Genomic DNA, 19,204 nt, shown 5'->3' with positions numbered 1-19,204 from the left:
ATACTTTGATAGCATAACAATGGCATCACAGGAATATTACAATTACATTACAAATAATAGGAACATCCTCCATTTAGTAGAATTGCAGTGCAATAACTGGTATAAAACATTTTTTTAATATATATCCTTGAAATTCAATTAAAAAATATGCCCTGCTGTTCAAACAGGGCATACTTTCTATCTTTTATATTTTTCTATTCCAGTGGCGATGCTGGGCGATTCCTTCAATAAATTGTTTGTTTAATCCAGCCAAATCTTCTGCATTCCGTGAAGCAATTACCCCGGGTACAGAGAGGGGCTCTTTACTTTCAGGAGAAACAATCTCTATACCGGCAAATGCCAGCAAGTCCGTTCCTTCATCTGCTGCTCCAACCGTTTTGTAATGGCTGTATGCGTCCTTAAGAAAAGCGGCGGCCTCCTTCACCGTTTTTAACCGGCCTGCACTTTCCTGTCCACCTGCAGCATACACGGCATCGAATAATACAGAATCGCTCGTCAGGAATGTCTGATTCACTTCAAGCTCCTGTCCATCAGAGCTCTTGATCATGCCCAGATTTTCACTGATCACCTCTGCTGTTACTCCTGCTTTTTTCAATGAATCCTTCAAACTCTTTATCTCTTCATAATTAAACCCGTCGGCAGCCAGTATGGCCGCTTTTCTTGTGGCAGGAGATTTAACGGTATGAAGCTGGCTGAGCGCAGGAGATGATTCGCTTACACCGGATGCCTTGCTGTTTGCCGGTACCTTTGCTCCAATGCCCTTTGCAATCTGCTCAGCAAGGTAATCATCCACATTGCTGAACATGTCCACTACCTGCTGCTGCACATCCTTGCTTTTAACTTTGCCTAGTTCAAAGCGGAAGGCCTTAATGATATGTTTTTTCTCTGTATCTGTCATGCTGTTCCAGAAAAGCTTGGCCTGTGAATAGTGGTCGTTGAAGCTTTCACTTCGCTGACGTACTTTCCTGCCCTCAACCTTTTCCTGATAATGCTCATATCCGCCTTCTTCTTTTGTTGATGTCTCAGGATAATTGCCTTGAAGCGAATTGTTTCGATAGGCAACCGGTCCCTTATTAATCGTCATTCTATGATAGCCATCATACTGGTTGTTATGGAATGGGCATACAGGGCGATTAATCGGGATTTCATGAAAATTCGGGCCTCCTAACCGGAGAAGCTGTGTGTCTGTGTAAGAAAAGAGGCGTCCCTGCAGTAACGGGTCATTTGTGAAGTCTATCCCCGGTACGACATTTCCCGGGTGGAAGGCAGCCTGCTCTGTTTCAGCAAACACATTATGAACATTATTATTTAATGTCATTTTCCCGATTATTTTGACTGGTACAATTTCTTCCGGCCAAAGCTTGGTGGGGTCAAGGACATCAAAGTCAAATTTGAATTCATCTTCCTCATCGATCATTTGAACGCCAAACTCAAACTCAGGGAAGTTCCCGCTATCTATGGCTTCCCAAAGATCTCTGCGGTGGAAATCGGGATCATTCCCGGCAATCTTCTGCGCTTCCTCCCATACAAGAGAATGTACGCCAAGCAAAGGCTTCCAGTGGAATTTCACAAAACGCGCCTTGCCTTCTTCATTTACAAAGCGGTATGTGTGAACGCCAAAACCTTCCATCATCCGATAGCTTCTGGGAATTGCACGGTCTGACATGGCCCACATTACCATATGGGCCGATTCCCTATTGTTGGCCACAAAATCCCAAAACGTATCGTGAGCTGTTGAAGCCTGAGGCATTTCATTATGAGGTTCAGGCTTAAAGGAATGGACAAGATCCGGAAACTTGATGGCATCCTGAATAAAGAAAACAGGCATATTGTTTCCGACAAGATCATAGTTTCCTTCTTCCGTATAGAATTTTGTCGCAAATCCCCGCACATCACGTACGGTATCTCCTGAACCGCGTGACCCGGCAACAGTTGAAAACCTTAAGAATACAGGAGTTTTCACAGCAGGATCTGACAGGAATTTCGCTTTTGTATATTCAGCCATGGACTCATAAACCTCAAAATACCCATGTACACCGTAACCCCGGGCATGGACAATACGCTCTGGAATGCGCTCATGGTCAAAGTGGGTCATCTTTTCCCTGAAATGGAAGTCTTCCATTAAAGTCGGCCCGCGAACTCCGGCTTTCAAAGAGTGTTCATCCTCACTTATTCTTAAGCCTTGATTAGTTGTAAGCTTTTTTCCGTCATTATCAGAACGGTATGGTTCCAGCTGTTCATTTTTACTGTTTTCATTTACTGTTCTTTCAAGCTTATCTTCATTTTTCACTCTTAGTGTCCTCCTTGGGATATTCGTGAATGCTTACAAAACGTTATCTACATCAGTGCTTTCTTATCCGCTGCTGATGATTCAAACTAATCGGACTTTTCCAGACAGATAAATTCTGCTTGCTCTCTTAGACAGAACTAAGACCTTAAAAGGCATTTATCGTCCGTTAAAAACGGGATATTTCTTTACGCTGATATGTACTGCATATTGCTCATAATAGTGCCTGCTATGTAACAGGCAGAACTACTAAACACTTACCCTTGAATGTGGAATATAAACTTTCAGGTGAATGCAGAAATCCTGGCATAGCTATTAAAATTTTTAAAATCAATGATTTTCCTTTGGATAAAGGCTCTTTTCTTAAATATTATTGTTTTTTAATATGTTCTGTGAAGTAATCATGTAGTTAAACCAGGTTGATTGGAGCGTAAGGTGCGAGACCCCCCGCAGGCATTGCGGAGGAGGCTCACCTCCTGCCCCGCGTGAAAGCGAGCACCCTGGAGCGGAAATCAACATCTTGTTCAATAGCAACAAAGTTTACGAAACAGCCTTGATAAAAAAGGTTTCATATCAATTGCTGGAGAATGTAGACATAATTGCTTTGAAAGGGGGATTTCGTATGTTTTTGACAAAAATACAGCCGAGGGTTTCTGAAACAGATGGAGTCGGACATATTAACAATACGACCATTCCAGTCTGGCTGGAGGCAGGGAGAGAGGAAATCTTTAAATTCTTCACACCGTCGCTTGATTTTGAGGATTGGAAAATGGTCATTGTTAATTTAAATACAGATTATGTGGATCAGATTTTTTATGGCAGGGAAGCTTTCGTCTCCACATGGGTGCAGAAAATCGGAAACAGCAGCTTTATACTATATGAAGAAATCCATCAGGAAGGCAGATTGTGCGTGAAGGCAACTGCAGCGTATGTCAACTTCAATCAGGAAACACAATCGACTGAACGCATTCCTGAACACATCCGGCTGTTGCTGTCACAGCATCTTTACGGCCAATCAGAGGAATCATCAAAATAGATAAAAAGGCGCTTCTCAGGAGAGAGCCGCCTTTAAACAATATTAAAATTCCTTTTTTGAGAAAGGCAAAAAGAACTTTACGCCCCGTTTATTGAAGGGCAGGATTTTCATATCGGCAGCCATGTGGCTGGCATACCCGGCTATACAGGTGATAAAGACTCCATCTATGTTCACGGATGCCTCAAATTTATAAGAAATGACTCCAAAGAAAATCAGCCCTATTATAGAATGGGTGTAGCTTCGGTGCGGGACAAATGAACCCAGAATAATAAAAATCCCCAAAAGCAGCACCCAGTTTTCTTCCAGGGATATTCCTCCGAGTAAAACTCCTATGCCCGTAAGCGTCAGCATTAGCCTTTGCGTGATAAATGCTGAAAGCAATAAAATGCCTATTCCTGCCCCAATTCCTATTGTTCTGCTATTCCCTGCATAGTTAAAACTGCTGTACAAAATCATAGCAAAACCGAGCAGCTGGGCTATGGTTCGAATGAGCTTGTGGGAAAAGGTAATTTTGTTGCTTAACTTCCCGTCTATATCAATATCTGGCATAAGACCTGCAGCTGCCCCGATTCCCACGAGCAGCATCGTCTCTGCAGGAGTGCTTTGCAGCGAGTCCGCACAAGCAAAGCCTGCCACTGCCCCAAGCACCATATGTGCTGTACCGTTCAAATTCTTCACCTTGCTTCTTATGTATGATTCTTGCTGAAAATTTTTCCTTTCTATATTTTATAGGATTTATAGGTAGACAGCCACAAGATATTTAAGAAGAGCTCTTTTGTTATATTGATTTTCAATGAATGATTTGAGGCGATTGTTAAATCAGGTTAAGTGGAGCCTAAGGTGCGCTACTCCTGCACAGCCAATTTGGTTTCGTCCTTAAAAGGAACTCCTTGCCTTTTAAGGACAAAAACTTTTCTATGGGAACAAAGTGCCGGATTCTTTATTGCATCCTTATGAATATAGCAAAAGGGATTCTTCTCAAAAAAAAATGTCCCTCCTGCAGTAGACTGATAGGAAGTTTTCTACTCCTCCGCCTCCATCAGGGTACGGGCTTCTTGTTCAGAAATCCTAATAAATACGCATTCTTCCTTCTTCACTTGCCGGAAGTCCACTTCTATTTCTAATAAAAGATAAAATTTTCCGCAGATCCGCACAATTGTATGATCTCCCACGGTAATAAATTTCCCCATACTCATTCTGCTCACATCCTTATAAATAACATGAAATGCTAAGACAAGCAAAAGGGTGTGGACAAGCATCACTAATTTTCATATTTCTTTAAACCAGCACCAAAAAATGGATGAATTAGAACTTACAATGGCATCCATTTGCCTTTATAATTGAATAATCTTAATAATCTAACAGGAGGAATACATAATGAAAATTGAGTATAAAGTTAATGCCGCTATTACCCCTCTCCAAATGTCAAAGCTGTTTAAAGCGTCAGGGCTTAATCGGCCTGCTGAAGATTTACCCCGCCTGCAGCGGATGATTGACCATGCCGACATCCTCATCACGGCTTGGGATGGCAATCACCTCGCAGGAATAGCAAGAGCCATCACAGATTTCAGTTATTGCTGCTATTTATCAGACCTGGCAGTTGACAAGCACTATCAAAAAAGCGGAATTGGCAGGGAACTGACCCGTCTTGTACAAGAGCAGGCCGGCAAGGAAACGGCATTATTGCTGCTGTCTTCCCCAATTGCGATGGAATATTACCCGCGAATCGGGTTTGAAAAAGCGGATAACGCCTTCAAGATTCCAAGGGAGAAATAAAATCCGGACAAAAGTGAAAGAGAGGGTTTCCCCGCCCTCTCTTATGGTTTCTTTTACAAGCATTAAATTACAGCGTTAAAGTACGGAAACTTAATTTTTTCAGGATTATAATCTCTCCGCAGCACATCGTATTCTTTATCCTCCGGCGTAATGACTTTTCCTGTCAGTCCGCTGATCCATCCCTTCACCCGCCGGTACGTCTGATATCTTATCCTCCCAAAACCCTCATGAAGGAAATCCTCTTTATATTATGCAAAAAGGACAAGTATGGTGCAGAGCTTGACTCTTTTATACAAAATGCATGATATCGGAAGCTCAGCAGTTTATAATAATGATAGACAGCTCATATTTTGGGAGAGACTCTATGAAAAAGAAAAAACGGAAAAAGCAGTCACGTACCATCTTTATCATGCTTGCATTATTGGCCGTGTTTTTACTGATAAAACAAGTAATATCGAATACTGCAGAAAATACCGTTCCACAAGTGAAACCAGATCCATATGCAAATGTTAAAAAGTATACTCCGCTCATACGGGACGAGCTGGGAAAATACCATCTTCAAAAATATACAGCTGTGCTGGTCGCCCTTATGCAGCAGGAAAGCAAAGGCAGAGGCGGAGACCCTATGCAGGCCTCTGAATCGATTGGCCTTGCCCCAAATTCCATCCATGATCCAAGGAAAAGCATCGAGCATGGCATAGAACATTTTCATAGAACCGTTGTTTACGGAAATAGAAAAAAGGTAGATTTTAAAACTATCATTCAAGCCTATAACATGGGAACAGGATACATCGACTATGTTGCGAGTCACGGCGGCAGGCACAGCGAGAAATTAGCCAAGGATTTCTCCATGATCCAAGTGAAAAAGAAGCCGGATCTTTACACCTGCGGAGGAGATAAGAATAATTTCCGCTATCCGTATTGCTATGGAGATTTCACTTACAGCACAAAGGTTGCACAAAACATCCAAGCCCTCGCAAGCAGCATACCTGCTTCTGCAAAAAGGAAAACCGGCGAGTCCTTTTAGACTGGCCGGTTTTCCTTCACACGCTGGTCAAACAACAGGTCCCTCATATGGAATAGATGGCATATTGAGAAAATCATAAGAAGCCGCATCTTCGACATTCTGCAAATACGCATGCAATCCCTCAACAAGCATTAAGTTAGGCACACCACTTTTTTCTTTGATTAATATAATCGGTTTCTGCAAGGCAAAAGCATACCCAATTTCAAATGCTGTGCCGCTGTCTGTGCATTTTCCGGTAAAATCATGAATAGCGGCCACAGCATCCGCTCTTCTTAAGAATTTTAAATCCTGCTGAAACGTTGCTTTTCTCCACTCATGCGATCCAAACGCAAGGTGTTTATTTTGATGAAAACGCGCAGAGAAAATATCTGCCACATACGGATTGTGTGATAAGGCTTTTTCCAGCCGTTTTACCCTTTCAACCTGCTCCTGATCGAAAAACGGGCTGGCAATAAACACTCTGGCCAGCCTCATTCCTCCTTGCTCCATCTCACTCGCTCCTCGCGTGCGCATATTCCAAACACATAATATACTATTAAAAAGAATCCATTTTGGCATCATTCAGTAAAACAACAAAAACGTCCGGAGCGATCCGCCTATTTAGGCCTAATCACTCCGGACTGATGCGGTTCTTCTATTTATATGGCAATTGTATTTTTTATGATAAAACATGCTCCCAGCCCTTGGATGTTAAAGCAAGGAATCTCGCTTCATTTTTATCATCTAAAGCCTTATCAATTTCGATGTATCTTCTTTCCTCAAGATATTTGCGCTGTACCCTTTTTATGACAGCATCAGCGCCGCGAGTATATTCCGTACGTTCTTTGGTAAGTATTTCTTTTGTTTTCAAATCTTCTTTATTCAACAATTCTTCAGTCAACGATGCAATATAACGGTCATGTTTGAATGATTTAGAATTATACTCAGAATTCATGCTGATCCCTGCCTTCTTTTTATAATATTTTCGTTAAATTAATGATTAATTTTTATTTACCCTAAAATATAAAAATATAACAAGATCAGCTAATGCAAATGCAAAATTTCATATAGAAATTTTCCAGACCATAACAGGGAAGCTCCGTTTTATATAGAAAAGCTCTTATCTTAAAGATGTTGTTTTTTTAAAATTTGTTATTTGAGACGTTCCCGTTGATAAATCAGGTTGATTGGAGCGTAAGGTGCGAGACTCCTGCGGGATTAGCGGGACAGATGAGACCCCTGAGGAGGCTCACCGCCCGCCCCGCGGAAAACGAGCATCCTGGAGCGGAAATCAACCCCTTGTTCAGGCAGCAGCAAAGTTTACGATTACAAAAACCTCCGTAGCGGGCAGCTTCTGGAGGTTTTTTCGGCACACATGCTATTTTTTATTCCGGAAAAACCATTTCATCAGCGGAGGTGTAATAATGGTTGTTGCCAGCACGACAACTACAATCACTGCAAACATTTCCTTTGAAAGCAGCCTTGCTTCCAAACCGATAGAAGCCATGATTAGTGCCACTTCTCCCCGTGACACCATTGCCGCTCCAATCCCCAGTGAACTGTTCCACCCAAATTCGGCTATTTTAGCACCCAGTGATGCTCCAATCAGTTTTGTGAAAATGGCCAGCAGGCTTAAGAGTACAATCAGGACCAGGTTTTCCTTTAAACCGGAAAAATCCGCCGCGACTCCTATGGATGTAAAAAACACAGGCACAAAAAGTGAGTAGCCAATCGTTTCAGCCTTTTCAAAAACCTCGTGTTTGAACTTTGTCACGCTTATCGAAACACCGGCAATGTATGCTCCAATAATGGCAGCCACACCTGTATATTCTGCAGCAAAGGCGTAAACAAAGCATAAAATCAAGGCTGATGAAATGACGGTTTCCGTTACTTTTAATGATGCAAATTTATTCATGCACCAAGGAACTGCCTTCCAGCCGAATAGGATGGCTGCAGCAAAGAATAAAACCTTTTTGAAAATCACCGCAGACAGGCTAACATCCCCGCCCGCAAAGCTCATTAAAAATGCCAGAGCAATAATGACGGCCACATCATCAATTACCGCTGCACCTAAAATCACGGTTCCTTCCCTTGTTTGCAGCTGGTTCATTTCCTTCAATGCCTGCACAGAGATGCTGACGCTGGTTGCCGAAAGCAGCAGGCCTAAAAACCAGGATTCCATGACTGTCAGATGCATAAGTACTCCAGCAAAGTACCCTAAACATAGCGGAACAATGATTCCCCCGAAGCCGACGAGAAGAGATGCCTTCCCGCTTCGCTTAAACTCCTGCACGTCTGTTTCAAGTCCGGCAAGAAACATCAATAAAATGACACCAATTTGGCTGAACTCCTCGAGAGCTTTCGTTTCGGTTATCACTCCCAAAAGAGACGGACCAAGGACTATGCCGATCAAAAGCTTGCCAAGAACAGACGGCTGGCCAAGCCTGACACTTATACTCCCTGCAATCTTTGAAGATATCAAAATAATAGCTAATTGAAGAATTAGCACGATAAAATCCCGCCTTTCTTAATCATATGATTTGCAGCATTGGCAGAAAAAAACACAAAAAAAGCCTGCCTCCAAGGGACATAATAGTCCCTTGGCGACAGGCTCCTCCGAGTTCGTTTCATATTTGATTACTTTTATTGTACCATATTCACCGGCATAAGTCTGCTGTAAATCTGTAGAACGGAACTTTCACTGCCTGTTAAACCGGATGAACTAAATAGACGCGGAATTTCCGCGTCTATTTAAGAGTGAGACACCAGTGCCCCTCCGCCTCTATGTGCCTGCTTTTATTGTTCGCTTGATTTTCTTCTTTTGATGACTAATGCGGATCCAAGCACAAGCATGGCTGCAATGGAAGCTTCCATCCACGGCATTTGTGAATCAGTGGTTTCACTCGCACCCCCGCCGCCTGTATGCGGCATTTGACCAGGCATGGATGTGCCTGCAAATTTACCTGGATTCTGAGAAACAATTCCATTTCCAAGCGCCTGTCCTACACCAAACATCAGCTTGTAGCCTTCTCTCCATGATTTGTATGCATCTCCATAGTTCCCTGAAGCTGCATTATCAAATGTAGTCCTGACACTTTGTTCATGGGCCATCAAAGCATCCTGTGCTGCCTGTGCAGGAAGCTTCCCACCAGTTGCTGTTCCTAAGAACGATCCAAATTCCTTAGTAAACCCGCTGATTCTGTTAACAACATCCTTTTTTGCGGCACTGTCGTTTTTCTTTACAGCCTGGACATAATCGCTTTGTGCATCAATATGGTCCGGCTGCCATACACTTACAAATTGTTCTCCGGCCTGATTTCCATATATGGAGGAAATAGCTGCTTTGAAATCTGCTGTGTTGGCATCCTGTGCCCAGTTCACGAAATCAAAATCATTAGCGCCTGCATACTCTTTCTGCATTTCCATCGTTGCTAAAGCAAAATGTTCGGAAGCCAATCTGTTTAATGCGGAGCGCAGATCTGCAGAAGGTGTATCTGCTTTTGTATTTTTAAACTTTTCCGGCATTTGGGCAACAATTGCCGATGACAATGCCTTGCTTACATCAAACATCTGCTTGAAACCTTCACGGTATGTGGTATAAGTGCCTTTATAATCTCCATTCACATAATCATCAAAAGCCTTCTGCACTAACTCTTCATGCATCCGGAGCGCCTGCCCTGCTGCATTTTGGGGAAGCTTCCCTTCCGTTGCAGCCCCGAGGAATGCAGAGAAGTCTTTTACAAATTTATCAACCATCATATCTGCTTTCTTCTCAGCATCTTTGTCATTTGCTTTTACTGCTTTGGCATAATCGTCTGTGTAGTTATTGTGCGCACGGAAAATCTTTTCAAATTGCTCCCCGCCTTTTTCGCCGTAAAGAGATGTAATGGCAGGCTGCATATCCAGTGCATTCTGGTCAAGAGCCTTCATGGCTTCACCAGCATCCTTCGAACCGTTATAGGCAGTGGTCATTGCGGTGAAAGCTAATGCAAAGTGTTCAGATAGAAGCTGATCAAGGGATGCTCTTAAATCTGCCGCTGGAGTATTGACAGTTGGCTTTTGTTCTGCCGCACTTACATTGGCAACCGTCGGGAACAATAATGAGATTCCTAGGACTGGTGCAGCTAATACCTTCAAGTTTTTGTTTACATTCATAATTCATTCTCCTCTTCAATTTAAATTTTTTTAATACAATGATTTTTCTTTTCTTACAAGAGCTAACGAAGCCACTTTCATTTTGGATCAGTTATTTGTTTTTTTTTGCTTTGTCCTTCTAACGTTCTGCAGATTCTTTTGGATCACTTCTTTTGTATTTTTTTGCTTTGTCCACCTAACGTGCCGCAAAAACTTTTGAATCACTCTCGGCTGTCATTTCTAAAAAATTTCTAATGGTTGACTTTCCATTAACCTAACGAAGAATTTTTGAATTCGGATCACTCCTTCTCCGAAAATTTTTTTCTTCTTATAAACTGGCTAACGATTGGTCTTGCTCTTTGGCTGATTTTCTTAAACTTAACAGCTGTGGACAAGGCGGCTGGTTTCTGTTCCTGGATGCCCGCTTTTCAGCCGGGCGGGGGACTCTTAACAATGGGATCGCCTCACAGTAAACATAAAAAAAACAACCATCATTAAGAAAAGAGCCATAAAAAAGAGCCTATTTCTTTTTGATCATTGTTTGATCTCTATTTTTAAAAGAATGTAAGGTACAAACTATTTTCCTGCAATTTATATTTTTTGCCAGGTAGTTAGTTGTAGGGAATTACAAATATCCACTAATTGAGATAAAGGGAGCTGGGAAAATGGGATAACTGAAGAAAATGTTAAAATATTTGCAGAGGATATTGGTGAAGGAAAGCCGTATAGAAGATCTTTATTGAAAATCCCTGTCAGAATAATACAAAATATCAGTTCTCTTTATCATGGAGATATGAAAAGAGAAGAATCAACCTATAAAAAAAGGAATATTTGTGCACAACCATTTACATTTATTTTTTATAGGAGGAATAATGATGGCACAAGATCGATATCAGCAAGGTTTAGATAAATTAATGGAATATACATTAAAGAGCAATGATGACATTTCCACACATTTAAAGATTTCTGATGATCTGCAGGATATCGCCCCGGATGTCAGCAAATTTATCATTGAATTTGCTTATGGGGAAATTTATTCCCGTCCAAGCTTATCAAATAAACAGCGTGCACTTGTTACCATTTCTTCTCTTGTCACGCAAGGAACAGAGCCTCAGCTTGAACTTCATATCAATACTGGGCTTACAGCCGGATTAACACCGGAAGAAATTGTTGAAAGCATTACACACTTAATTCCATATACAGGCTTCCCGCGTGTACTTAATGCCCTTTCTGTCGCAAAGAAAGTTTTCGCTATGCGCCATGTTAAAAATGAAGCTGCCGGTTCCAAAGAACAATATATATTTACACATCCAAAGCCGCCGATCCGGGCGGCTTTTTCGTGGTTTATACCTATTGATATTCGCTGAGGAAAATGGGACTTCCGCAGGAAATCTTCATGCACGTTATTTTAAAACAATAAATTCCTCCTCCTGGCTTTTCTTCATATCTTTCAGTTCACGGTAAGTGAAATAAATCAGTGTTTCTCCCGTTTCCTGCAGCTTTCCAACATAAAAATTGACTGACTTTATGTATGAATTTTCATCCATATTCTGTGCATCCTGCATGGTTTTCACATTCCCATCTTCAAATTTCCACGCTTCTCCTGACCAGGGACCCGTTATGGCCTGCTCACTGGATGCTTCAATTTTGCCCTTATAGGAAAGCACACCATATTTTGTTTTAACTGTATTGGCTTTCAGGTCAAAAACAGCAGTCTTGAAAGATGAATTGGGGGCGGTTACCGTCAGCTTGTCTCCTTGCCTTTTAATTTCAACAGAAGTTTCTCCTTTTTTTATCATTTCGGAATTATTCTGCGAGTCCAGCAGGAGCTGATATTCCTTCTCCGTGATTCCGAATTTAGGGCTGTAGGGCAGCGCTTCTCCTTCTTTCATATTTTTTTGGGTATATTCCGCAAACCATGCTTTATTGGCAGCAATGCTGCGCTGCATTTCTTGCGTAATGGCCATCACTTTCTTGCCTGTTTCAGGATCCATCCCTATTCCCTTAATATCTCCATTTGTTTTTTCTTCTTTCAAATAGGCCAGTACAGGTTTACCGGAAATATCTTCTTTTGCTTTCGTATCTGCCGGCTCTTCCTTGTTAACCGCCTTTTCTGCTTTTTCCTTTTTCACTTCACCCTGCACTTCTTTGCTTTTAGGCGTTTTCTCACCTTCTGAGGAATGCCCACAGCCTGCCAGCAGCACAGAAAACATAACGAATGCTAATTTCTTCAACGGTATTGCCTCCTTAAGTAAAATATCAATGGTTCTGCCGAAGTTATTTTACCCAGTTTTTTCCTTTCCAAACATACTTAATCTAGAGGTCACTCGCTAGTGATTGGCTATGTAATTTCAATTCGCTCGAATGAAGGTTGAATTGGCTCTAATGAGGATGGATTTCGCTCTAATTCATTTAAAATTGGCTCTAATCGAGGGCAATTTGCGTGCAATTATCCAATAAATTGGAAATTAATTTTGCAGAAGAGTCACTTTTTCAGCTGAGAAATCGCTATTTAGCTCATATGTAAGCTAAAAAGCATTTTAATAAGTCCAAAGCCCACCCTAACTTTCGGCGGAAAACCTTATCGAGTATGATTTAAAAGATTACGCATTTGACATATCGATAAAATCCGAAATAGAATATAAACATGAAACATATAGACATTTTCAAAGCATTATCCAATGAGACCCGTCTTAACATTTTAAAATGGCTGAAAGAGCCTGAGAAGAATTTTCCAAAGCAGCAGGCGCACCTTCCAAAGGAGGTTAGTATTGAAGGCGGTGTGTGTGTAGGGGACATCCAGGACAAGGTGAATTTATCACAGTCAACCGTTTCCCACTATTTATCCCTGATGCAAAAGGCAGGCTTGCTTGAAGCGGTGCGGTATGGGCAATGGACATACTATAAGCGCAATGAGGATACTATAAAGAAGGTCGCAGAATTCATGGAAAAAGAGATGTAGCAGTTCTAAAAAACACAGTAATCCGCTTCAGCATCATGTTACGCGGACGGTCCGGGAGTTTGGCGGGATCTCTCTTAAACCGCTTTTCCCGCACTTATGATTCATTCACCATTAACCCCAATATCAAAGAGTTACCACAAATAAATATATCTATTATTCTAGATATCTAAATTCAACGAGGTGGCAATTAATGAAATCATTTTTCATCTATATCATAGCTATCATTGCGGGCATGTCGTTAAGCTTTGAAGCAGCTATTGGAGGCACACTTGGGAAAACCATCGGGGAATTAGAAAGCACATATTATATCTTTATCATCGGTGCCATGGCTACATTTCTTCTTGTGCTGTTTTTTGGAAAAGGGGACGTCATCCAGATTCTTAAAGTTCCCAAATGGAACTTACTTGGAGGCATGCTCGGTGTTGTTTATCTTGCCCTGCTTGTGATAAGCGTCACGTTAATTGGCGTAGGCGTCTCCGTTACGTCAGTCATTATCGGACAGATTATGATGAGCATCATCATTGAGCATTTTGGTTTATTCGGCTCAACCCGTATAAAGTTTAATGTAAACAGGCTCACAGCCATTATCTTATTAATCGCATCATTATTTCTCATCATCTAGGAGGGACACACTATGAATAGCCTGATCGTCATTATCCCTATACTTGCTGGAATTGGTTTAAGCATTCAGTCAGCCATAAACGGCACCTTGGGAAAGAAAGCCGGTACAATTGAAAGTGCGTTTTTCACCTTTTTTACAGGAGCCATTATCTTGACCATTGTGGTGAATTTCTTTGGCAGCGGCAATATCCTGCATGTAACCGAGGTGCCGAAGTGGCAATTGATATGTGCCATTTTCGGTGTCATATATTTATCTTTAATGGTGCTTGCCGTACCTAAAATCGGTGTCACAGCTGCTGTTGTTTCTGTCATTATCGGCCAGTTGGCTGCAAGTATGCTGATAGACAATTTCGGCTGGTTCGGGAGTGAAACCGTCCACTTTGATACAAAGCGATTTATTGGAGTGTTACTCATGATTGCTGCCCTTTACTTCGTTTTCAAAGGAAATCAGGGAGCATCTGAAGAGAAAATCTCTGCGAAATAGCTATATTTTTAAGCCTGAATCTAAGGATTCAAGCTTTTTTTGGTCCGGCTATGCCTGCTGATTTCCGCTTCAGTGCCGTTTATGCTCTGATTAAACAGCTTTAACAGAGAAAAAACTGGCAGCCATAACAGGCTGCCAGTTATTTATTATTTATGGCTCTTTTCTTACGATGAGGCTCACCGCCCGCCCCGTGGAATGCGAGCCTCCTGGAACGGAAATCATCCACCTTATTCTATAGCAGCAAAAGTACGAAAACAGCCTTATTTATTGATGGTCATGCTCGTTCTTTGACTCTTCTTCCTGGTCAAGTTGTCTCAAGTATTCAAAAAATCCTGAGTATACCTGGGAAGCCATTCCTGCACTATGATTTTCAAGATTAATTATATTTTCATCTGGTATATATAACATATACATATACATCCCTCCCTTCCTTTCTTTATGAAACTTAATTCATGCGCCTGAAGGATGGGGGCCCCATGCATCATAGAGATCTCGATGTAGCAAACCTATATTTAAGGTTAAGCCAAGGCCGTGATCCCGCCATCCACATTAAGGATTTGTCCAATCATATAATCAGAAGCACTTGATGCTAAATAGATGGCAGCGCCTTTTAAGTCACTTTCGTTGCCATATCGCCGTGCGGGTATTCCTGACAGAACGCTGTGATTGTTTTTCTCCAAAACGCCCTTGGCGATTTTTGTAGGAAAGAATCCGGGTGCAATTGCATTCACTTGAATGCCGTATTTGGCTAATTTCACACTCAAATCCCTAGTAAAGGTAATCACTGCGCCTTTGCTGGTATTATAGGCGATAGCTTCCATTACTTCTGGAGGTGTCCCGCCATATCCAGCTATTGATGCAATGTTGATAATTTTCCCATTTCCTTGTTTCTTCATGACTTTTGCTGCGGCTTTGGAAAACAAAAAGGTTCCATTCACATTTACTTCCATTACTTTTTTCCACTTGTCCAAAGGAAGCTCATCTACAGGCGCAAGCCAGGATATTCCGCTGTTGTTCACAAGAATATCAAGGGTTCCAAACGTGCTGATGGTTTCATTGATCACTCTTTCAATATCTTCTTCATTTGATACATCGCAGCTGGAGGAAATAGAAGTCCCCCCCATCTCTACTATTTGTCTGCTCACTTCCTTGCAAGCCTCCAAATTCCGGGAGCAAACGACAATATTTGCTCCTGCTTCAGCAAGGGCAAGTGCGATTTGTTTCCCAAGCCCTCTTCCCCCGCCTGTCACAATGGCGGTTTTTCCCGTTAAATCGAATAAATTGTTCATGATGCTAGCCATTCCTCCCCCATCTTTTCTTTTGCAAAATGATAAACTCATAATTTCGATATCCTTTATCATATGCAAAATAATCAAAAGCGTATGGACAAGTATTTAGTTCTTTATTGAAAATCCGCATCTTCGGGATAACGCTTTAAGCATCAGGTGCTTGCAGCGGTAAATCTGCTTTTACTCTTTCTTCTGCAATCATCTGCAATCCTCTCCTCGGCCTCAATGTGATAGACGGAAACGGCTTCACCTCATGATGGTCCGGAGCAAGCCTTAACCGGTACCTCTGTGCAATGCATGCAAGGACCAGCACCGCCTCCATGACAGCAAAGTGATTGCCGATGCATACTCTCGCCCCTCCCCCAAACGGGAAATAGGCGTATGGAGGGAGAGTTTTTAAGTAGTTGTTTTCAAATCGTTCAGGAATGAATGAGTCAGCCTGCTCAAAATACTTTGGATCACGGTGCATCACATACTGGCTTACTAGAATCGTATCTCCTTTTTTAAAGCTGTATTCTCCAATCTCCACGTCCTCCTCCGCCTCGCGTCCTGTAACAAAGGAAGGAGGAAATAGCCGCATCGTTTCCCAAATGACATTTTGTGTGTACGGCAATTTCATGAAATCTTCAGGAGCAGGCGGGCGGTCCCCGATTACGGCATCAATTTCTTGAAAAAGCTTTTGTTCTGCTTCTGGATGCTGTGAAAGTAAATACATGGCCCATGATAACGCGTTCGCTGTCGTTTCGTGGCCGGCAAGGAAAATCGTCATAAGCTCGTCTCGGACCTGTTCATCTGTCATGCCTCTGCCATCCTCTGCATCTTTGGCATCCATTAAAATATCTAACATATCATCATATCTCTCTGTCTGCTTCCTGCGGCGGCTAATGATGTCATAAAGCACTGAATCCAGTTTTTTTATGGAGCTCCTGTATTTACGATTGCTCTTGACAGGCACCCATAGAGGAAGCTTAATAGTTGCTCTCATCCTCTTGATTGCACTTTTCATGGCAGTCTCCAAAGGTTCCCCGATAGAGTCATACCCTTCTTTAAAAGTCATGCTGAACATGGTTTTTGTGATGATACCCAGAGTAATGCCCATCATATCTTGGGTAATGTTCCTTTTCTGCCCATCTTCCCAGGAAGACATGTAATCCCTCGTTATATCAATCATATCCTGGCCATAGCTGCTGATATGGCTCTTTTTAAAAGCAGGCTGTATCAGTCTTCTTTGGCGCATATGATAGTCCTTTTCACTAGTAAGAAGCCCTTCCCCCATTAACGGCTTTAAAGCCTTGAAGTCTCTCGATTTCACGAATGATTTTTGCTTGGTAACAAGCACTTGCTTAATTAACTCTGGGTTTGTGACAAGATAAACCTTCTGAAAAGGGCCAAAACGAAACTTTGCAGCTTCTCCATACTCTTTAGGCAAACGGGAAAGAAATCCAAGCGGATCCTTCTGGAAATCTCTTAAATTCCCAGTAAATAACTTTCCTTTTGGGCCTTGAGGCAAAATTTTAAATCTTTCTATTTTACTCAATCGTACCATTCCTCCTTTAGCTGAATCCTACTACTCATGCTATGGAGAAGATTGCATTCGGCTTGTACGATTGCTTATAAACCTGCTGAATTTTTTTGCACAAAAATAGGCTGCCTAGTCGCCATATAGACTACTAGACAGCCATTATCTTAATATCGCAGTCAAACAACATCAGGATAAATTTTTGAAATGCTTCTGAATATACACATTTACTTTTTCAGGGGCTTCGATATGGATAAAGTGGCCTGCATCCGGGATGATATGAACATTTGCATGCGGCAGTCCCTCTTTTTGAAGCTTTCCGGCAAATTTGCTGGAAATATACCGGTCCTTCTCCCCCCAAAGTATCGTTGCCGGATTTTTGATTTTCTGCAATTTTTCTTTATAGTTCTTCACCGTTTCCAAATTTCCTGAGCGGTATAAATCCAGGATTACCCGCCCGGATTCTGGGGTTTGAAAGACTTTAAAGAAGTCATTCAGCGTTTCGTCATCACTATTAGGAATCTCCTTTTTCATGGCTTCAAGAAACTGTGCACGATTTGACATGCCTTTAATGGATGCCTCTCCTTTCCCCGGAGTTCTCCATATCCTGGCAAGATCGTGCCACATGTATTCATCTGAAATGGTTGAATCCGTGACAATCAGACTTAAGATGCGGTTAGGATGGTCACATGCCCACTTCAGTCCAATCAGGCCTCCCCAGTCATGCACGACAAGATGCAGGGAATCTAATTTCTGCAAAGCTGTAAACTCAGTTACAAATTGATCAAAACGCTCCCATGTTGAGGATTCATCAAATTTTTCGCTGTCGCCAAAGCCGGGCAGATCAGGGGCGTATACTTTATACCCGCATGACACAATGGCAGGGATGATTTCCTTCCATAGCAGTGCTGATTCAGGAACTCCATGCAAAAGCAGGACTGGAGGGTCATCTTCTCTTCCCTTTTCAATATAAGCTACTTTCTTGCCTTGCATATTTATAGATTTCTTATCCAAACCTTACACTCCCCGTCTGCATCAGATTTTAACCTCTTGAGGTCTCGTCCATTTTCGCTGTCTTCCGCACTCTCTACCATATGTGTATGCACGCTTCCGTTAACTGATTGTGCACTTCTCCATTTTTCTGTCCCTATTCAGCCGGAAAAGCAATATTTTTGGACTTCCGGGCGCTTCTATTGAAGAAACTTCCCTTACTGAACGGGTTTGAACTGTTTTATTTATTTTTTCACACAATTTTTTCCAATTAAATGGATAACAACGCCAAACCTGTCTCGATTCAAGCCAAATGTACGTTCTTTCGATCCAAATCCAGTCTGATTCGAGCGAATTCCTGTATTATATGAGCGAAATTCATGTTTAACCTGTTTAATAGAATGCTTGCACCCCCTCCTATCTTCAAGGAGCAGCAAAAAGGAGCTATCAGAAAGACAGCTCCTAATCACAGAGAATGCTAAACACTCAATTTGTCATTCTCCCATATTCTCGATAAAGATGCTGCATCTCCATTCACTTTCAGCAAAAACACATCCGGGTTTCCAAGCTTCTTCCAGTCTTCAAACCCAAATTCGGGCTGATAATGCTTAATCATCAGTGACATTAAATTTCCGTGTGTGACAAGCAAAATATGCTCTTCATCACTTTTCAAAGCATCTTCCACAACAGCAGTTCCGCGCGTCATTGCTTCACGGCTGGATTCCCCGCCTTCCAGCTTAACTTCTAAATCCGTAAAAGATGATTCCAATTTTCCCAGCCAATCAGGCAAATTTCCACTGCCTAAAACTCTCTCTGATAGTCTTTCATCTATTTCTATCTCCAGGTTTCTTTTCTCAGCCAGCGGCCCAGCTGTTTGAACCGCCCGCAAAAAAGGGCTCGAAATAATCCTGTCAATACTCACACCAGAAAGCGCAGCCGACAAGTGGCTTGCCTGTTCCTGCCCCCGGTCTGTAAGCCGGGCATCATAGGCTTGCCCTTCCGCTTCCGCATGCCTGACGAAATAAACGTTCTTTTTCATAATTCCCCCCAGAAATAATGACATGATGCTATTTTCGCCATTCAGAGGGGAAATCCCTTTT

General features: G+C 42.0%; 20 protein-coding genes and 1 pseudogene. 7 read left to right on the top strand and 14 right to left on the bottom strand.

The window, feature by feature from the left end; genetic code table 11:
• Window positions 1-184: 184 nt before the first annotated feature.
• A complete protein-coding gene (locus BM126_RS06535; RefSeq protein ID WP_090988756.1) occupies window positions 185-2,290 on the bottom strand; it encodes a catalase in 2,106 nt (701 codons plus the stop codon).
• Between the two features lie 619 nt (window positions 2,291-2,909).
• Between BM126_RS06535 and BM126_RS06530 the strand changes: the two genes are divergently transcribed.
• Window positions 2,910-3,323: an acyl-CoA thioesterase gene (locus BM126_RS06530; protein WP_090988755.1), complete on the top strand. Its 414-nt coding sequence runs from the start codon at window positions 2,910-2,912 to the stop codon at window positions 3,321-3,323.
• 42 nt (window positions 3,324-3,365) lie between these two features.
• Here the strand turns inward: BM126_RS06530 and BM126_RS06525 are convergent, their stop codons facing one another.
• Together BM126_RS06525 and BM126_RS22205 are read right to left on the bottom strand one after the other, a co-directional pair.
• Window positions 3,366-4,001 (bottom strand): metal-dependent hydrolase, encoded by a 636-nt coding sequence (locus BM126_RS06525; protein WP_371261411.1) that lies wholly within the window; start codon window positions 3,999-4,001, stop codon window positions 3,366-3,368.
• 344 nt (window positions 4,002-4,345) lie between these two features.
• Entirely contained in the window at window positions 4,346-4,519 is a 174-nt protein-coding gene (locus tag BM126_RS22205; RefSeq protein ID WP_177201337.1) for a hypothetical protein, read from the bottom strand.
• A gap of 181 nt (window positions 4,520-4,700) precedes the next feature.
• On the opposite strand from BM126_RS22205, the gene BM126_RS06520 reads away from it, so the two are divergent.
• Entirely contained in the window at window positions 4,701-5,099 is a 399-nt protein-coding gene (locus BM126_RS06520; protein WP_090988753.1) for a GNAT family N-acetyltransferase, read from the top strand.
• A gap of 62 nt (window positions 5,100-5,161) precedes the next feature.
• On the opposite strand, the gene BM126_RS22740 is transcribed toward BM126_RS06520, so the two are convergent.
• Complete coding sequence (locus tag BM126_RS22740) at window positions 5,162-5,287, bottom strand: hypothetical protein (protein WP_256213000.1); 126 nt, start codon at window positions 5,285-5,287, stop codon at window positions 5,162-5,164.
• A 176-nt stretch (window positions 5,288-5,463) separates the two neighbouring features.
• Between BM126_RS22740 and BM126_RS06515 the strand changes: the two genes are divergently transcribed.
• Complete coding sequence (locus BM126_RS06515) at window positions 5,464-6,126, top strand: lysozyme family protein (RefSeq protein ID WP_090988752.1); 663 nt, start codon at window positions 5,464-5,466, stop codon at window positions 6,124-6,126.
• Window positions 6,127-6,153: 27 nt separating this feature from the next.
• Here BM126_RS06515 and BM126_RS06510 read toward each other — a convergent pair whose 3' ends face one another.
• The 4 genes from BM126_RS06510 to BM126_RS06495 all read right to left on the bottom strand — a co-directional run bounded on the left by BM126_RS06510 (window position 6,154) and on the right by BM126_RS06495 (window position 10,260).
• Window positions 6,154-6,615, bottom strand: coding sequence for a nucleoside 2-deoxyribosyltransferase (locus BM126_RS06510; RefSeq protein WP_090988751.1), 462 nt, complete (start codon window positions 6,613-6,615; stop codon window positions 6,154-6,156).
• Window positions 6,616-6,784: 169 nt separating this feature from the next.
• Entirely contained in the window at window positions 6,785-7,060 is a 276-nt protein-coding gene (locus BM126_RS06505) for an IDEAL domain-containing protein (RefSeq protein ID WP_071352594.1), read from the bottom strand.
• Window positions 7,061-7,483: 423 nt separating this feature from the next.
• A complete protein-coding gene (locus BM126_RS06500) occupies window positions 7,484-8,614 on the bottom strand; it encodes a cation:proton antiporter (RefSeq protein WP_090988750.1) in 1,131 nt (376 codons plus the stop codon).
• 287 nt (window positions 8,615-8,901) lie between these two features.
• The gene (locus BM126_RS06495) at window positions 8,902-10,260 is read right to left on the bottom strand and encodes a copper amine oxidase (protein ID WP_256212999.1); all 1,359 of its coding nucleotides are present in this window, start codon (window positions 10,258-10,260) and stop codon (window positions 8,902-8,904) included.
• Window positions 10,261-11,114: 854 nt separating this feature from the next.
• Between BM126_RS06495 and BM126_RS06490 the strand changes: the two are divergent.
• Window positions 11,115-11,510 (top strand): annotated as a pseudogene (locus BM126_RS06490) (carboxymuconolactone decarboxylase family protein); the annotation flags it as partial.
• 132 nt (window positions 11,511-11,642) lie between these two features.
• Here the strand turns inward: BM126_RS06490 and BM126_RS06485 are convergent.
• Entirely contained in the window at window positions 11,643-12,473 is an 831-nt protein-coding gene (locus BM126_RS06485; RefSeq protein ID WP_090988747.1) for a hypothetical protein, read from the bottom strand.
• Between the two features lie 413 nt (window positions 12,474-12,886).
• Here BM126_RS06485 and BM126_RS06480 point away from each other — a divergent pair, with 413 nt between their 5' ends.
• The 3 genes from BM126_RS06480 to BM126_RS06470 all read left to right on the top strand — a co-directional run bounded on the left by BM126_RS06480 (window position 12,887) and on the right by BM126_RS06470 (window position 14,306).
• Entirely contained in the window at window positions 12,887-13,201 is a 315-nt protein-coding gene (locus BM126_RS06480; RefSeq protein ID WP_090988746.1) for an ArsR/SmtB family transcription factor, read from the top strand.
• Between the two features lie 190 nt (window positions 13,202-13,391).
• Complete coding sequence (locus tag BM126_RS06475) at window positions 13,392-13,823, top strand: DMT family transporter (protein ID WP_090988745.1); 432 nt, start codon at window positions 13,392-13,394, stop codon at window positions 13,821-13,823.
• Between the two features lie 12 nt (window positions 13,824-13,835).
• Window positions 13,836-14,306 carry a DMT family transporter gene (locus tag BM126_RS06470; protein WP_090988744.1) on the top strand — a complete coding sequence of 157 codons (471 nt, stop codon included), beginning with the start codon at window positions 13,836-13,838 and terminating at the stop codon, window positions 14,304-14,306.
• 264 nt (window positions 14,307-14,570) lie between these two features.
• On the opposite strand, the gene BM126_RS22200 is transcribed toward BM126_RS06470, so the two are convergent.
• From BM126_RS22200 to BM126_RS06450, 5 genes are all read right to left on the bottom strand, one after another.
• The gene (locus tag BM126_RS22200; RefSeq protein ID WP_177201336.1) at window positions 14,571-14,720 is read right to left on the bottom strand and encodes a hypothetical protein; all 150 of its coding nucleotides are present in this window, start codon (window positions 14,718-14,720) and stop codon (window positions 14,571-14,573) included.
• Window positions 14,721-14,824: 104 nt separating this feature from the next.
• On the bottom strand, window positions 14,825-15,646 hold the full coding sequence (locus BM126_RS06465; RefSeq protein ID WP_256212998.1) for an SDR family oxidoreductase: 822 nt from the start codon (window positions 15,644-15,646) through the stop codon (window positions 14,825-14,827).
• A gap of 94 nt (window positions 15,647-15,740) precedes the next feature.
• Complete coding sequence (locus tag BM126_RS06460; RefSeq protein WP_256212997.1) at window positions 15,741-17,132, bottom strand: cytochrome P450; 1,392 nt, start codon at window positions 17,130-17,132, stop codon at window positions 15,741-15,743.
• A 171-nt stretch (window positions 17,133-17,303) separates the two neighbouring features.
• Window positions 17,304-18,128, bottom strand: coding sequence for an alpha/beta fold hydrolase (locus BM126_RS06455; protein ID WP_090988742.1), 825 nt, complete (start codon window positions 18,126-18,128; stop codon window positions 17,304-17,306).
• A gap of 454 nt (window positions 18,129-18,582) precedes the next feature.
• Window positions 18,583-19,143, bottom strand: coding sequence for a histidine phosphatase family protein (locus tag BM126_RS06450; protein WP_090988741.1), 561 nt, complete (start codon window positions 19,141-19,143; stop codon window positions 18,583-18,585).
• Window positions 19,144-19,204 lie beyond the last annotated feature (61 nt).

It is taken from the genome of Bacillus sp. OV322 (assembly GCF_900112495.1).
Taxonomy (GTDB): Bacteria; Bacillota; Bacilli; order Bacillales; family DSM-1321; genus Peribacillus.
The sequence above is the reverse complement of the archived record's forward strand: the minus strand, read 5'-3'. Positions and strand labels throughout refer to the sequence as shown.